At 53.3% G+C, this 394-nt stretch carries 1 rRNA gene; it reads right to left on the reverse strand.

Annotation, left to right across the window (positions count from 1 at the left end):
- Positions 1 to 20 precede the first annotated feature (20 nt).
- Positions 21 to 394: ribosomal RNA gene (locus tag C9J34_RS17195) — 16S ribosomal RNA — on the reverse strand; the annotation flags it as partial.

Here is a 394-nt window from a genome sequence, read left to right on the forward strand (position 1 = left end):
TATTCCGAAAATATCCTTAGAAAGGAGGTGATCCAGCCGCACCTTCCGATACGGCTACCTTGTTACGACTTCACCCCAATCATCTATCCCACCTTCGGCGGCTGGCTCCAAAAGGTTACCTCACCGACTTCGGGTGTTACAAACTCTCGTGGTGTGACGGGCGGTGTGTACAAGGCCCGGGAACGTATTCACCGTGGCATGCTGATCCACGATTACTAGCGATTCCGGCTTCATGTAGGCGAGTTGCAGCCTACAATCCGAACTGAGAACGGTTTTATCGGATTAGCTCCCCCTCGCGGGTTGGCAACCGTTTGTACCGTCCATTGTAGCACGTGTGTAGCCCAGGTCATAAGGGGCATGATGATTTGACGTCATCCCCACCTTCCTCCGGTTT

This window comes from Metasolibacillus meyeri (assembly GCF_003049505.1).
In the GTDB taxonomy this organism is placed as follows: Bacteria; Bacillota; Bacilli; order Bacillales_A; family Planococcaceae; genus Metasolibacillus; species Metasolibacillus meyeri.